The organism is Succinivibrio faecicola (assembly GCF_019448115.1).
Lineage (GTDB): Bacteria > Pseudomonadota > Gammaproteobacteria > Enterobacterales > Succinivibrionaceae > Succinivibrio > Succinivibrio faecicola.
The window spans coordinates 1-15,034 of sequence record NZ_JAGFNY010000014.1 but is presented as its reverse complement, the minus strand read 5'-3'; the positions used below and the strand labels follow the sequence as shown (position 1 = coordinate 15,034).

Annotated in this window: 11 protein-coding genes; 8 read left to right on the top strand and 3 right to left on the bottom strand. The window is 35.0% G+C overall.

Annotated elements, in window-relative coordinates; genetic code table 11:
• Positions 1 to 216 precede the first annotated feature (216 nt).
• Entirely contained in the window at positions 217 to 1,560 is a 1,344-nt protein-coding gene (locus J5V48_RS05285) for an ATP-binding protein (protein WP_219937528.1), read from the top strand.
• Positions 1,561 to 1,631: 71 nt separating this feature from the next.
• Here the strand turns inward: J5V48_RS05285 and J5V48_RS05280 are convergent, their stop codons facing one another.
• Entirely contained in the window at positions 1,632 to 3,047 is a 1,416-nt protein-coding gene (locus J5V48_RS05280) for a carbohydrate porin (RefSeq protein WP_219937527.1), read from the bottom strand.
• A gap of 266 nt (positions 3,048 to 3,313) precedes the next feature.
• On the opposite strand from J5V48_RS05280, the gene J5V48_RS05275 reads away from it, so the two are divergent.
• A complete protein-coding gene (locus tag J5V48_RS05275; RefSeq protein WP_219937526.1) occupies positions 3,314 to 4,942 on the top strand; it encodes an AAA family ATPase in 1,629 nt (542 codons plus the stop codon).
• A 173-nt stretch (positions 4,943 to 5,115) separates the two neighbouring features.
• Positions 5,116 to 6,429, top strand: coding sequence for a carbohydrate porin (locus J5V48_RS05270; RefSeq protein WP_219937525.1), 1,314 nt, complete (start codon positions 5,116 to 5,118; stop codon positions 6,427 to 6,429).
• An 81-nt stretch (positions 6,430 to 6,510) separates the two neighbouring features.
• Here the strand turns inward: J5V48_RS05270 and J5V48_RS05265 are convergent, their stop codons facing one another.
• On the bottom strand, positions 6,511 to 7,941 hold the full coding sequence (locus tag J5V48_RS05265; protein WP_219937524.1) for a carbohydrate porin: 1,431 nt from the start codon (positions 7,939 to 7,941) through the stop codon (positions 6,511 to 6,513).
• A 365-nt stretch (positions 7,942 to 8,306) separates the two neighbouring features.
• Here J5V48_RS05265 and J5V48_RS05260 point away from each other — a divergent pair, with 365 nt between their 5' ends.
• From J5V48_RS05260 to J5V48_RS05250, 3 genes are read left to right on the top strand one after another with little or no spacing between them, the layout of a single operon-like run.
• The gene (locus tag J5V48_RS05260; protein ID WP_219937523.1) at positions 8,307 to 9,539 is read left to right on the top strand and encodes an extracellular solute-binding protein; all 1,233 of its coding nucleotides are present in this window, start codon (positions 8,307 to 8,309) and stop codon (positions 9,537 to 9,539) included.
• A gap of 33 nt (positions 9,540 to 9,572) precedes the next feature.
• Entirely contained in the window at positions 9,573 to 10,784 is a 1,212-nt protein-coding gene (locus tag J5V48_RS05255; protein ID WP_219937522.1) for a sugar ABC transporter substrate-binding protein, read from the top strand.
• Between the two features lie 25 nt (positions 10,785 to 10,809).
• Positions 10,810 to 12,012: an extracellular solute-binding protein gene (locus tag J5V48_RS05250; RefSeq protein ID WP_219937521.1), complete on the top strand. Its 1,203-nt coding sequence runs from the start codon at positions 10,810 to 10,812 to the stop codon at positions 12,010 to 12,012.
• A gap of 78 nt (positions 12,013 to 12,090) precedes the next feature.
• On the opposite strand, the gene J5V48_RS05245 is transcribed toward J5V48_RS05250, so the two are convergent.
• Entirely contained in the window at positions 12,091 to 13,692 is a 1,602-nt protein-coding gene (locus tag J5V48_RS05245; RefSeq protein WP_219937520.1) for a xylulokinase, read from the bottom strand.
• A gap of 168 nt (positions 13,693 to 13,860) precedes the next feature.
• On the opposite strand from J5V48_RS05245, the gene yfcE reads away from it, so the two are divergent.
• Together yfcE and J5V48_RS05235 are read left to right on the top strand one after the other, a co-directional pair.
• Positions 13,861 to 14,433, top strand: a complete 573-nt coding sequence (gene yfcE, locus J5V48_RS05240; protein ID WP_219937519.1) for a phosphodiesterase — start codon at positions 13,861 to 13,863, stop codon at positions 14,431 to 14,433.
• Between the two features lie 8 nt (positions 14,434 to 14,441).
• Entirely contained in the window at positions 14,442 to 14,894 is a 453-nt protein-coding gene (locus J5V48_RS05235; RefSeq protein WP_219937518.1) for a NanQ anomerase/TabA/YiaL family protein, read from the top strand.
• Positions 14,895 to 15,034: the final 140 nt, after the last annotated feature.

Here is a 15,034-nt window from a genome sequence, read left to right as displayed (position 1 = left end):
ATGATCGAATGTTTTATCGTGGGGGTTACAGATCCTGAATTTTTTTCTTGTAGATCATTTTGTCCAATTCAATTTTTATTCTTTTTAAAGATTGTGTTCTTCTATTAAAAAAATTTTTCTACGTTAATATAACGTGAAAATAAATGTATTCTATAATTAGAATAACGTGAAATTATTAAGAATATCTACACTCAAAAACGTGATAACGGTTATTAAATGTATAGAAAAGTCGAAGAACAACTTACTTCTTGGAAAGCAAGTAAAAAGAAAAAGGCTCTCCTTATTACAGGAGCAAGGCAAATCGGTAAAACATACATTATTAGAGCTTTTGGAAAAAAGAACTATAAAAGTTTTGTTGAACTCAATTTCATTACTCATCCTGATGCAAAAAAGATCTTCAGTGGAAATCTTGATGCAGAGACGATTATTATGAATTTATCTGCATTCACTAATGAAGAACTAATTCCAGGCGAAACCTTAATCTTCCTTGACGAAATTCAAGAATGTCCAAATGCCAGAACAGCAATAAAATTTCTTGTTGAGGATGGCAGTTATGATTACATAGAATCAGGATCATTACTTGGAGTAAATTATAAGGCAGTACCTTCATATCCAGTTGGTTTTGAAGAATGCATTCAGATGTATCCAATGGATTTTGAAGAATTCTGTATCGCAAATAACATTAAAAAGGAGCTCCTTGATTATCTTAAGGATTGTTACCAAAAACGCATTCCACCAACCGATCTGATCCATGAAAAAATGATAAACATGTTTAAGTATTACATTATTGTTGGTGGTATGCCTGATGTTGTAAAAACATTTATAGAGCACAAGGATATTAAACAGGTTATAGCTGTTCAAAATGATATTCTGAATCTGTACAGACAGGATATAAGCAAATATACATCGAAGGAAAAAGTTAAAGTTACCAACATTTTCGACAGAATACCATCAGAGCTTGATCAGAAGAATAGAAGGTTTAATTTAGCAAGCATAGATAGGAATGCAAGATTAAGAGAATATGAAGATTCTTTTGTCTGGCTGTCAGATGCAGGTGTCGCTTTGCCTTGTTATAACTTAAATGAGCTAAGAGCTCCTTTAAAAATCAGTGAACAAAGACGTTTATTTAAGCTATTTATGTGTGATACGGGCTTACTGTGTGCAATGTGCCTAGAGAATATTCAGTTTGAAATACTACAAGGAAATCTCTCAGTTAATATGGGAGGAATTCTTGAAAATGTTTTTGCTCAACAATTAAAGGCAAACGGATTTTCTTTAAGATATTACAATAGACAAAAAAATGGAGAAATTGATTTTGTTGTTCAAATAGGCCCAGATGTTTTGCCGATAGAAATTAAATCAGGAAAAACATATAAAATGCACTCTGCTTTAAACAACATACTAGAAATTGAAGAGTGGGATCTTAAAAAAGGATTTGTTTTCTGCCAAGGTAACTATGAATCTGTTGAAAAAATTCACTATATTCCATGGTATATGATTATGTTCTTGAAGGTTGAAGAGCAAGAATATTCAAATATTCAGCTAGACATATCAATTTGATTTTCCTATCAAGAAAAGAGCGGCATATGCCGCTCTTAATGTTATACAAGACTATTTCTTAACAAGTTCTATTAGAAAGCTGCATCAACTTGAGCACCAAAGAATGTCTCAGTCTTACGACCTTCATATAACTGAACAGGCTTACGAGTTGCTACATTTTCAACCTTGAAGCCATTTCCATAAGTACCTACATGATCATCGTTATAGTGCTTGTATGTAGCAAAGAATCTTATTATTGGGGCAGCCCATATAGCGCCAGCATCAGGAGTAATAGCGTAAGCTAAAGTTAGCTTCTGAGCCTGAGAATCGCTAAATGAATTTTTCTTTGTTAAATCCTTTTCTGCATAGTTATCATTTGCAGTTACCTTTGTACTCATACCTGCTTCTAATTCTAAGCGAGTCATCTTAGTTAACTTGTAGTAAGGACGTAAAACTAACTGGAATGATCTTGATACTTCTTTGCTGTCATTAGCACCAATATTATTGGTTGTTCTAGCAAAGTTGAACCAAGTATGATAGTGCATACCAATTCGATCAGTAAGCTTTGCATAACCATGATTGATTAAATCAATACTGTATGAACTGTCATCCTGTGAGTGAACGTCATAGGTATGTGCAGTATAACCACCTTCAGCTGTTGAACCTCTTACATAACGTAGAACAGTTGTGTTGTTTACACAGTTGAATAATTTAGTATCTAACCTACCTAAAACAAGGTGAGAATTACCAACTTCATCCTTCAACTTGTAACCATAATTTGAATACTCAGATGCATAACGCTGTGGAGCAATAAAAGTATAACCTAAATCTAATGAAGTTTCAGCACCAACAGGGAATGCATAAGAAACATCAAAAATATTGTTGGTAGTCTTAGATGGTCTTAAATCACCGTCTTTAGCATCCCAGTCTAATGCAGTATATCCATCATACTTATTAGTGAATACATTTTGATCATCGCGACGTACCCAGGTTGCACGTAGTTTACCTGAACCTACAGATAGATTCTCAATACCTACTGAATCACCAGAAACATCGCGATATTTATTATCAACAATGAAAGAATCCTGACGCTGATATCTTTTACCGACCCAGATTGTTGCATCTTTATCTGAATCTAAAAGACCTGTAACTCTCACATAAGCCTGAGTTAAACCAAATGATAAATTTGAGAAGTCACCTAAATTACTGTTCTTTTTTGTTGGATCACGATCTGCTTGTGGACCACGCTGATTATTTGTTCCAGCCCAGCCACCTTTGTATTCTGAACCCATACCAAATGAAGACACAAATCTATACTCAACACCATCCACCTCTGCTAAGGTAACTTGTGGAGCCAATTCTAAATAAGTGTCATTTTCGTTACCAAGACGACCTACATCACCAACATTCTTTTTGAAGTTTCTTGAAAAGAGGCCAACACGAAACCAACCAGCATCGCCTTTTAAAGCAACATCTGGTGTAACAGCTGCAGATGCCTGAGCTGACATTAAACCTGCTAGAACACTAGCGGCCTATATAAGCTTTCATATCTTCTACAGTAATTTCTATTTGATTGATTTTTCTTAATTTTGATTTTAGAAAGAACTGAATTTATGATTTATGAATGTTGTTTTCTTGCTTAAGTGAAAGTTTTTGATGAATTGTTTGTTTTCATGGATATATATTTGAGAATGAAATTTGTGAATGTCTGTGATATAAAAATATTAACAAATAGGCTATACTTCTATGAAAAGATTCATTGGAGTTATTTGGTATGAAGTCCATTTTATTATCAGACAGTTTTGTTGAATTAAGAAGTGGTAATAATATTTATGTAGATAAAACCAATGAAATTTATAAAATCATTTCATCTTACAGCAGAATATTCTTTTCTCGACCAAGAAGATTTGGAAAGTCATTAACACTGGATACTATAGCAACGCTATTTGGCTTAGGAAAAGATCCATATTTTAAAGGAACTTTTATATACGATAAGTGGAATGAACCAACCTATCCTATTTTAAGAATTAATTTTCTTGACTATATTTCATCTGACTATGAATCCTTTTTATCTGGTCTTAAAAATCAGATTTTAAAGTTTGCATCAAAAAATAATTTTTCAATAGATCCGATTATTGATACACCAGCTGGCTATATAAAGGCTTTGTTTGAAGCTATGCCTATAGGAAAGCAGATTGTTGTTCTGATTGATGAATATGATTGCTTGCTAACAAGAAATATTAATAATAAAGCCCAATATGAAAAGTTTTCAGAAACTTTAAAAAGTTTATATGCGTCCTTAAAAGGTGGTGGTCACATTAGATTTCTTGCAGTAACTGGTGTTACAAGACTTAAGCATGTAGCATTGTTTTCTGTAGGTTCAGATATTATCGATCTAACATATAAAAATCTATGTTCAAACATAGTTGGTTATACAAAAGAAGAGATTATAGAATATTTCAAAGATTACATTGATGATGTCATATTAAAGCTATATGGCAAAGATATTTCATTATTGCAGAAAGATGATCCAGTAAGAATTGATTATGTTGATAGATTAGTCAGTAAACTAGCAATGGAATATGATGGCTATTGCTTTGATGAAGATTTTGAAAATAAAGTTTTTTCAACATGGTCAATCAATAATTTTTTCAAGGAATCATTTAATAGAGAAAAAATCAAGTTTGGTGATTACTGGTTTGATAATGGTGGTATTCCATCAATTCTGAAAAATTACTTGGATAACCATGAACTAGATGTTACAGAATATTCAAATAAAGATATTTATATATCACATGAATCATTCTCTAATCCAAATTCTCTTTTAGATATCAATCCAACAGTTTTGATGTGCCAAACTGGGTATTTAACATTACACTCAGAACTAGAACTTGGAAAAAATATCGTTTTGGGAATTCCAAATAATGAAATAAGAAAGGCTTTGTCAAATCTGCTTTATTTCAAGACATTTGGAATTGAACCTTCAATATCTAATATTCAAATAAATTCATTGATAGATGGTAATGCAGAAGAGATTGTTTCTTTGTTCAATGCCATCTTAAATTCTATATCATATGACAAGTATCCAATAAAAGATGAATCTTCATTAAGAAGTCACATACAGATGTATCTTCAAGGTGCCGGATTAAATATTCTTTCTGAATCCAATAGCTCAAAAGGAAGATCAGATCTTCAAATTGAATTTGATTCATCAAGAATTGTAATTGAGTTTAAATATGCAAAATCAACAGCTGATCTTAAGTTATTGCTAAAACAAGCATCTGAACAGATTATCAAAAAACATTATGGAGATACGCTGCCTCTTAAAGATAGAGTAATAAAAATAGCAATGGTTTTTGATTCAAAAGAAAGATCAATATCAGAATACTGCGTCATTAAATAATCTCTTTTATCCAACGATAAAACATTCGATCATTGAAATAATATGAATTGAAACTACAATTGCAAATTAAAAAATTGCACATAGGACCGATTTATATTTACTATCCATTTGATAAATCAAAAGTTTATATTTTGATCTTACATATATAGGCCGCTAGTGTTCTAGCAGGTTTAATGTCAGCTCAGACATTTGCAGCACCAGCAGAGTTCAACGGTTATATGCGTTCTGGTGTTATGCACGGAAAATCAGCTTTTGGTACTCGTAGCCAGGCAACGAAAGTAGGTCGTCTAGGTAATCAGAATGATACTTTTGGCGAAATGCAGATTACTGGTGATATTGCTAAGGTAGATGACACTGTATGGTCAGTATCAACCATGTTTACTGTAAGTGGTGACGGTAAAGAAAATAACTGGGATTCAAACATTGCAAATCGTCAGTGCTATGCACAGGTTAAAGGCTTTTTAGACAAAGATTCAACTCTATGGGTTGGTAAAAAGTATGTAAATCGTGAAGACGTTCATATCACTGATTTTTACTACTACAATATTTCAGGTCATGGTGTAGGTATTGATAATTTAACTTTAGGTTCAGGTAAGTTAAATCTAGCATGGACTCGTCATGATGGCGGCTATAACGCAAAGTTACAGAATGGCTATACTGATGAAACTGTATATGAATTGGATTCAGAAAAAGGTGGAACAAAAGAATCAAAAAAATCAAAGAATCAGCCAACAAAATCACGTATCAACAACTTTGATGCAAGATATAGCTTCCCAGTATGGGATGGTGCAACCCTTCAGTTAGGTGCAACATACTTAAACGCAGAGCGTGATAAGAATGGTTCAAATGATCTATTTACCTGGGCTGATGGTGAAGAAGTTAAGGATGGTTTAAATCTTTCTGCTGAATTAACATTAAATGTATTAGGTGGATTCAACAAGACTGTATTACAGTCATTCTCAGGTGCTTCTGCTAAAGATGCATCTTTAGATGGTACAAGCTCAGAACTATATAATGATGAAGGTCAGGGCTGGAGATTTATGAACTTTGGTAACGTTTACTTTACTGAAGATTTCGGTATGTTCCATCAGTTCGTTTATGCATATAATTCAGGAACCAAGTCACGTGATCACTTCAGAGGTGTATCTGCTGTAGTTCGTCCTTACTACAGATTAACAAAGATGACTAAGATCGTTGCTGAAGTTGGCGCATTTGATGAGAAGGAGTATGGTACTTTAGAAGTTGGCAAAGCACAGTCAAAGGTATCAAAGCATGGTGCTAAGTATACATTAGCATATGCTATTTCTCCTAATGCAGGTGATTTCTGGCAGCGTCCTGAGATTCGTTTCTATGTTTCACATATCAGCACATCAAGCAACCTTTCTTTAAATCAGACTGAATTCGGTGCTGCTCCTGAGTTAAAGAATGGTGAAGGTAGAATGACATCAGATAATATGTTTGGTGTACAGGTTGAAGCATGGTGGTAATATATCACTTATAATTCACCATAAGAAAGAGCGGCTTATGCCGCTCTTTTGTTATACAAGACTATTTCTTAATAGTACATACTAGAACCAAGCTTCTACTTGAGCACCAAAGAATGTCTCAGTCTTACGACCTTCATATAACTGAACAGGCTTACGAGTTGCTACATTTTCAACCTTGAAGCCATTTCCATAAGTACCTACGTGAGAATCGTTATAGTGTTTGTAAGTTACGAAGAAACGAATTTCAGGACGTGAGAAAGCATTGCCAGCATCAGGAGTAATAGCGTAAGCTAAAGTTAGCTTCTGAGCCTGAGAATTGCTAAATGAATTTCTATCCTTTACTTCCTTGGCTAAATAGTCATCAGTTGCAGTTGACTTTGTACTCATACCTGCTTCTAACACTAAGCGGGTCATCTTAGTTAACTTGTAGTGAGGACGTAAAACTAACTGGAATGATCTTGATACGGTTCTGCTGTCATTCTCACCAATATTATTGGTTGTTCTAGCAAAGTTGAACCATGTATGATACATCATGCCGATTCTATCAGTAAAATTAACAGATCCAATATTGATAAAATCGATATTGTATGAGCTGTCATCCTGTGAGTGAACGCCATAAGTATGTGCACCAAAGCCACCTTCAGCAGTTGAACCTCTTACATAACGAAGAGCTGAAGTGTGGTTTACGCAGTCAAATAACTTAGTATCTAACCTAGCTAAAACAAGGTGAGAATTACCAACTTCATCCTTCATCTTGTAACCATAATTTGAATACTCTGAAGCGTAACGCTGTGGTGCAATAAAGGTATAGCCTAAGTCTAAGAAACTTTCAGCACCAACAGGGAATGCATAAGAAACATCAAAAATATTGTTTGTAATCTTGGATGGTCTTAAATCCACCTTATTTGTATCATCCCAGCCCAATGCAGTATATCCATCATACTTATTAGTGAATACAGCTTCACCATCGCGGCGTACCCAGGTAGCACGGAATTTACCAGAACCTACAGATAGATTCTCAATACCTACTGAATCACCAGAAACATCTCTCCAGAAAGCATCAACTACATGTGAGTCCTGACGCTGATATCTTTTACCAACCCAGATTGCTGCATCTTTATCTGAATCTAAAAGACCGGTAACTCTCACATAAGCCTGAGTTAAACCAAATGATAAATTTGAGAAGTCCTTTAAATCACTGTTGTCTGATTTGCCTGCATTTTCCATGTTTCGTGATGCTCTGTCACCACGCTGATTATTTGTTCCAGCCCAGCCACCTTTATATTCTGAACTCATAGCAAATGAAGATATTAATCGATACTCAACACCATCTAATTCAGCTAGTGTTAATGATGGAGCCAATTCTAAAAAGGTATCGTTTTCATTACCTAAACGACCTACATCACCAGCATTCTTATTGAAGTTTCTTGAAAAGAGGCCAACACGAAAGTATGAAACATCACCCTTTAATGCAACATCTGGAGTAACAGCTGCAGATGCCTGAGCTGACATTAAACCTGCTAGAACACTAGCGGCCTAGAAGAGTAGATCAATATAAACTGATAAAAAATAAGAGTTTAAAAAACAAATAATTAACTTTTTAACAAGAGCAACGATTTCGCATATTATTGGAAGAAACATAAAATTGCGACGTTTTTAATGAAAATTCTCGATTTTTTTGTTAACCGTGATCTGATAATTAACAATAAAAGGGGATCTAACAACCAAAATTTGTAAATTGATATTGATAATCATGTAATTACTAAAGATATAATATGTATAGGTATTTTAATTTAATAGGCTTTATAAGCTAGCTGCTTAATAAAAAATAATCTTATTGCACAATTCAAATTAATGGTTCCTACAGCGGGGATAAAATGAAAAAAATTACAAAAATAGCATTATTCCTAATGTCATCTCTTATTACCACTCAGGCACTATCAGCAGAAAAGTGTCATTTGAAAGTTTGGGAGGACGATAAGAAGTCCATGGGTACAAGTCAGGCTGTAGCTGACTTTGAAAAGGATTTTGACTGTACTGTTACTGTAGAAGAAGTAAACTTTCTGACTCAGACAGATAAAATGAGATTAGAAGGCCCTACTGGTAATGGTCCAGATGTTTTCTTAATCCCTGCTGATAAAATGGGATCAGGCGTAATGCAAGGATTGATTACTCCTATCAAATTTATGCAAGAAGAGCAGGATAGATATATACGCTCAGCTGTTTCTGCTTTTTCACAGAACGGCGAAATCTATGCAGTACCTAAAGTTGTTGAAACTCTTGTAATGTTCTACAACAAAGATTACCTCAAGCATTCTTTGCTGACTTTTGAAGACTATTTTGATTATTCTAAGAAACTTGTTTCAGAGAATAATGGAAAATATGGTTTGTTGGCAAAATGGGATTCTTTTTACTACGCATATGGTGCAATACAGCCATTTGGCGCATATGTGTTTGGTTCTGATCCAGATGGCAACATTGATGCTAACGATGTTGGTTTATCAAATGATGGTGCCGTAGAAGGTGTGGAGTTTATAAAGAGCTTCTTTGCATCAGGTTGTTTTCCTCCAGACCTTAGGGGCAAGAATGGAATTGCTAATGTAGACAGGTTGTTTACAGAAGGCAATGCTGCAGCAGTAATTAACGGTCCATGGGCACTTGAGCCTTATTCAAATTCAAAGATTAACTTTGGTGTTGCTCCTTTGCCGATTCTACCAAACGGAAAGCCTATGTCTTCATTCCTTGGTGTTAAAGGATATGTTATCTCAGCATGGGCAAAGAATCATGATCTTGCTGAAGAATTCTTACATTATATAAATCAGCCAAAATACGCAAAGATAAGATACCAGGAAACAAGAGAAATCCCTCCTGTAAAAGCAGTAATGGCTGATCCTGTTATTACAAATGATGAATTTGCAAATGCTATTGCAGTTCAGGCAAGTAGAGCGGTTCCAATGCCTTCAGTTCCTGAAATGTCAGAGGTTTGGGGGCCTATTGATGCTGCTTTTGATTCCATAATCACAGGACGACAGAGTGTTAAGGATGGTTTAAAGACAGCTACCGAGCACATAAATTACCAGATTGAGGCTTTCAGAGCTGGAATGCAGTAACAACACTACTAATTGGGGTTCAGAAAATAGCTAATGAAAAGCAAGATTGTATGTTATCTAACAGCTTTATTGATGTCTTCGGTAGTTTATTCGCAGGAGAGAACAGTCCTTAGAGTTTGGGATGATCCTCAGAGAGTTGACTTTCTAAATGATAGCGTAAAGCCTTTTGAGGAAATGTACAATTGTGATGTTATTTTTGAGCCCGTTGATTTGCACAATCAGGTAAGACGATTTTTAGCATTGCCACCTAATGCCACAAAACCTGATATTATTCTCCTTCCATCAGATGGTGTTGCTGAAGCCCATAAACTTGATTTAATTGCACCTATCCAGTTCATGCAGGTAGATGCTCCTAACTATCTGAGCAATGCAATAAGTGCTATCTCATTTGATGGTAATTGCTATAGTGTTCCAAAGGCAATAGAGACACTGGTTGTATACTACAATAAAAAATATCTTAAAATGCCTTTAGAATCCTGTGATGATTATCATGAACTTTCTTTAAAAAGAAAGGCAGAAGGTAGATATGGTCTCATATTCAATTATTCTCAGTTCTATTCAATATTCCCTTTAATGGCTGCAAATGGTGCATATGTATTTGAAAACCATAACGATGCTATAAAGGATTATGAAGAATATGGCCTTGATAATGAAGGTGCGGTTAATTCTTTTAAATATTTAAGAAAAATATACAGTGATGGGATTTTTCCTACACTTCCATCAGATCCTCAAGATGCTTTCGATGAGTTATTCAACTTATTTGTTTCAGAAAAGGCCGATGCTGTTATTGATGGTCCTTGGAATCTTTCAAAATACATGAAATCAGGAATTGATTTTGGTATTGCATCACTTCCAGATATGACAAACGGTAATGCACTCACTCCATTTTTAAGTGTAAAAGGCTGGTCAATTCTAAAGTCTTCACACAATGCACAGCTATGTGAGAATCTTTTGCGTTATTTAAATTCAACAGAGGTTGCTGAAAATCGTTATCTGATAACAAAAGAAATACCTCCTATTGTATCTGTATTAAAGAGTTCAAAGTTATCAGACGATATCTTAGTAAATGCAATTGCTGTTCAGACCGTTAATTCTGTGAATATGCCATCATCATCAAAGATGGTATATATATGGGAATGTATGGATCAAGCATTAAAAGAATTATATGAAACTGATTTGACTGAAGAATATATTCTTATGAACGCACATAAGAAATTTGATTCAGTTTCAGAGGGTGAATTTTAAATTGTAACAACATAAGGAAGGCGCTATGAATCTGTTGTCAAAACTGCTTTTAGTTTCAGGTGTTGTTCTTTTTGCAGGCACTAGTGTAAATGCAAAAGAGCTTGTAGTCTGGGAAGATTTAAATAAAGACAATGGCATTGCAAAAGCTGTTGAAGATTTCCAGAAAGAATACAACTGTACTGTTCGTGTCACTAACAGTGATTACGTTTCTCATGTAAATGAATATGAGAAAATGTTAAACAGTGGCACTAAAAATCTTCCTGATATTTTAATGCTTCCTGCAGATCGTCTTGGAGCTTCAGCTCAGAAAGGACTGATTCAGCCACTTCGCTTCATGAGTTCAGATTCTTCACTTTATCTTGATAAGTCAATTGATGCTTTTACATATAACGGACAGATATATGCATGCCCTCGCTCAGTTGAAACAATGGTTGTTTTCTATAATCAGGATCTACTTAAATATCCTCTTGAAACAATGGAAGACTATTACAATTTCTCTGCTGCTAAAAAAATGGAAGGTAAGTGGGGTGTAATAGGTAAGTGGGACTTTATGTACTTTATTTACGGTTTCATCAGAGGAAATGGTGGTTATGTTTTCGGCAAGGATGGAGCAGGAAACTACAATCCCCATGATATTGGTCTAAACAACGCAGGTGCCATCAAAGGACTTGAGTATCTTAACAAATTTGTACAGAATGTTGTTCCTGTTTCTGTTTTAGGTCCTGATGGTTTCGGTCATATCAATAGTCTGTTTACATCAGGTAAGGCTGCTGCTGTTATCACAGGTCCATGGGAGTTTAACGGCTATGCAAAATCTGGTATCAATTATGGTGTAGCTCCACTTCCAAAGCTTCCAAACGGAAATTACATGTGCCCATTCTTAGGATTTAGAGGATATGTAGTTTCAAAATCATGTAAGGATAGAGATCTAGCAGAAAAATTCCTGCGTTTTATTAATCAGGAAAAATATGCTCTTAACAGATATGAGCAGATTCAGGAGCTTCCTCCTTTAAAATCTGTTTTCAAGAATCCTTTAATTGAGAATGACGATTTTGCAAATGCTATTGCAGTTCAGGCTCAGAATGCCGAGCCAATGCCATCAATTCCTGAGATGGGTAACGTATGGGGCCCAATGGATAAGGCTATTGGAAAGGTTCTTTCTAAGAAAGCAACTGCAAAAGATGCTTTAGATGAAGCTGTAGCAGAAATCAAAGCCTCAATAGAGTAGTATGATACAAAAAGAGGAAGTTTTAAACTTCCTCATTAAATAAAGGAGCCAAATTTGGCTCCTTTGTCATTTTAAATTTTATCTTTTAAGACAAGATACAGCCTGCTTTTCAATTCCAAGACAGAGAACATATCTTTCGAGGAATTTATCAAATCCATCAGAACCTGCCTTATCAGGATCAATCTTTTCCCCTACAGCATCCTTGAATACGTTGTTATCAAGGAATTCTGATAGGGATTCATTCTTTGTGTTTTGAACACTGTATGCTGCAAGAACTGCAATACCCCATGCACCGCCTTCTCCTGCTGTAGTCATAACCCATACAGGTGTATTAAGTGCATCTGCCATAATTGACTGACCTACTCTTGGAGTTTTGAAAAGTCCTCCATGACCTAGTAGTTTATCGATTTTAACCTGCTCTGATTTTAGGATATTCATACCAAGCTTGATTGCACCTAAAGATGTGTACAGATTAGCTCTAAACAGGTTTGCGATATTGAAGTTTGAATTTGGCATTCTTGCAAGAAGAGGTCTTCCTTCAGGAACAGATGTTATATTCTCTCCAGAGAAATAACCATAGCTGATGATACCGTCGCAATCTTTAGCTCCATTGTTTAAAGCTTCCTCATAAAGAGTTTTGAACAGGGTGTTCATATCCATCTTTATGTTTGCAACCTTTAAGAAATCAGCAAATAATCCGACCCATGCATTAAGATCAGATGTGCAGTTGTTTGCATGAACCATAGCAACTTGCATACCATCTGGAGTTGTCACATTATCAATTTCTCTGTGAAGCTTTGATAATGCCTTTTCAAGAACAACCATTGCAAAGATTGAGGTTCCTGCTGACACATTGCCAGTGCGTACAGCAACACTGTTTGTTGCAACCATACCAGTTCCTGCATCACCCTCTGGTGGACATAAAATACAGCCTGGCTGTAAATTGCCTGTAGGATCGAGCAGTTTTGCTCCCTGTTCTGTAAAAGTACCTGCATTATCGCCAGCACATAATACCTTTGGTAGCAGTTCTTCAAGTTTATATGGCATATTCTCTTTTGCAAGAATTTCATTAAACTGCATTAGATATTTCTCATTGTAGTTCTTAGTATAAGAATCTATTGGGAACATACCTGCTGCATCACCGATACCAAGAACCTTCTGCCCTGTGAGTTTATAGTGAACATAACCTGCAAGAGTGGTGAAGAAAGCGACATTTTTTACATGTTCTTCCTTATCAAGGATACATTGATAAAGATGGGAAATAGACCATCTTTCAGGAATATTAAACTGGAAAGTATCGGTTAAGATCTCAGCGGCTTTTGTTGTATTAGAATTTCTCCATGTTCTAAACTGTGCCAGATGGTTATCATCCTTATCAAAAGCCATATAACCGTGCATCATAGCTGAAATACCTAGAGATGCAACAGCTTTGAGATCTGCTTTATATTTTTCCTTTACATCTTTTACAAGCTCACTGTAGCAGTGCTGTAAGCCTCCCCAGATATCGTCAATATGATATGTCCACAAACCGTTTTCAAGTCTGTTTTCCCATTCATGTGAGCCTTGAGCGACTGGTGCAAAATTTGTAGGGTCAATTAAAACAGCTTTGATTCTTGTAGAACCAAATTCAATGCCAAGAGAGCATTTTCCTTGTAAAATTAAAGAGTTAATATCTGACATAATACATCCTTGTTTGTTATATCTATAATTATAATATAGAATACAAACGTTTACGGAATTGTTATTTATCTCAGATTTTAAACAAAAAAATTCTGATTTATATTTTTTTCAAACATTCTAAAAAGCTGATTTTGTATATAATTGACCTGAATAGATAAGGAAAAGCAAATGAAGTATTTAGTGATTTCTGATGTTCATGGTGGATGTGAGGAGTTGAAAAAAGCTCTTTTATTTTTTGAATCCATGAAATGCGACTATATTATTCTTTTAGGTGATCTTTTAAATCACGGCCCTCGTAACAAAGTCCCACAAAGCTATGATCCGATGTCAGTTGGAGAAATTCTCAATCAGTATAAAGATAGGATTATCTCTGTAAGAGGAAACTGTGACAGTGAAGTTGATTCTATGGTGTTTTCCTTCCCATGCAACGCTTCTTACGGATATGTTCTTTTAAATACAGTATCAGGAGTAAGAAAGGTATTTTTGACACACGGTCATCTGCATAAGATAGAAACTCTAGAACAGATTGAGAAAATAGGCTTGAAACACAATGATATTGTCCTATCAGGTCATACACATGTTTCAGGAATATTCTATAAAGATTCTGGCGTTGTAAATATTAATCCAGGTTCCATTACATTGCCTAAAGGTGGTAGTAAAGCGGGCTTTGCTATAATGAGTGAGGAGGATATCTCTTTATATTCTCTTGATGGAATCAAATATATGAGCTATAGCTTATAGGAGCTTTTATGTTAGCAACTTCATTAAAACTAGTAACAAAATACAATTACCTGTCAGAAAAATTTGAAAAAGCATACAACTGGCTTTCCAATCATGATCCAGTGAATATGGAAGATGGCAGATATGACATTACAGATGGTGTATTTGCAATTGTACAGCGCTATCAGTCAATAAAATTTGAAGATGCAAAATTTGAGTCACACAAGGATTATATTGACATTCAGTATATTGCAAAAGGCTATGAAAGTTTTGGTCAGGCATATGTTGAGGACTGCACATTAACTGAATCATATCCAAACGATGATCTGTATTTTTACAATATGCCTAATGTATATACGCAGGTTACCTTAAGACCAGGTGATCTTGTTGTTGTTCCCCCAGAGGAGGCTCATCAGCCAAGAGTTTTATATAAGAACAGCGAGGAAGTAGTAAAGGTTGTTATAAAAGTATCAGTCAAATAAGCTTAAATAAGCCTTTAAAAAAAAATTTTATAAAAATCATAAAAAAAAGTTTGACAGCTTTCAAAAAAAGTCTATAATGCATTTCCGTTGTCACGAACGACAACGAACATTAACCAAGCGTTAATGCAGATCTTTAAAAA